This is a genomic window from Streptomyces sp. NPDC107581, from assembly GCF_055657175.1.
The window spans coordinates 1-1,023 of record NZ_JBVKBH010000071.1 but is presented as its reverse complement, the minus strand read 5'-3'; the positions used below and the strand labels follow the sequence as shown (position 1 = coordinate 1,023).

The window sequence follows — 1,023 nt, the reverse complement described above, 5'->3', positions numbered from 1 at the left end:
GGTGGGTGTGGTGGTGGGTGTGTGGGTGGTGGTGGGTGGGGGGAGTGCGGTGCGGTCGGTTTTGCCGTTGGGGGTGAGTGGGAGGGTGGGGAGGGTGGTCCAGTGGGTGGGTTGCATGTAGGGGGGTAGGTGTTGGGCGAGGTGTTGTTGTGCGTGGGTGATGTTGGTGTGGGCGGGGGTGAGGTAGGCGGTGAGTTGGTTGTTGTGGAGGGTGATGGCTGCTTGGTGGATTTCGGGGAGTTGGGTGAGGGTGTTTTCGATTTCTTCGGGTTCGAGGCGTTGGCCGTGGAGTTTGAGTTGGTGGTCGATGCGTCCGAGGTATTCGATGGTGCCGTTGGGGTTCCATCGGGCGAGGTCGCCGGTTTGGTAGAGGCGTTGGCCGGGTTGGGTGGTGTGGGGGTTGGGGATGAAGCGGTCGGCGGTGTGTTGGGGGCGGTTGTGGTAGGCGCGGGCGAGTTGGGTGCCGGCGAGGTGGAGGTGTCCGGGTGTGCCGATGGGGACGGGTTGGAGGTGGGGGTCGAGGATGTAGGTGTGGGTGTTGGCGATGGGTGTGCCGATGGTGACGGGGGTGTGGGGTGGGCAGGGGGTGGCGGTGACGTCGATGGCGGCTTCGGTGGGGCCGTAGAGGTTGTGGAGTTGGCAGTGGAGGTGTTGGTGGAGGGTGTCGGCGAGGTCGGTGGGGAGGGTTTCGCCGCTGCACAGGATGCGTTGGAGGGTGGGCATGGGGGGTGGTGGTGGGGTGAGGAAGGCGCGGAGCATGGTGGGGACGAAGTGGAGTGTGGTGATTTTTTCTTTGTTGATGAGGTGGGTGAGGTAGGCGGGGTCGCGGTGTCCGCCGGGTCGGGCGAGGACGAGTGTGGCGCCGGTGATCAGGGGCCAGAAGAGTTCCCAGACGGATACGTCGAAGCTGTAGGGGGTTTTGTGCAGGACGCGGTCGTGGGGGGTGAGGGTGTAGGTGTCCTGCATCCAGTGGAGGCGGTTGGTGATGGCGCGGTGTTCGATGATCACGCCTTTGGGGCGGCC

The 1,023-nt window shown here is 65.1% G+C and carries 1 protein-coding gene; it reads right to left on the bottom strand.

The window, feature by feature from the left end; all coding sequences use genetic code 11:
- On the bottom strand, positions 1-1,023 hold a 1,023-nt coding region (locus ACZ7P3_RS42595; RefSeq protein ID WP_472090061.1), incomplete at both ends, for an AMP-binding protein.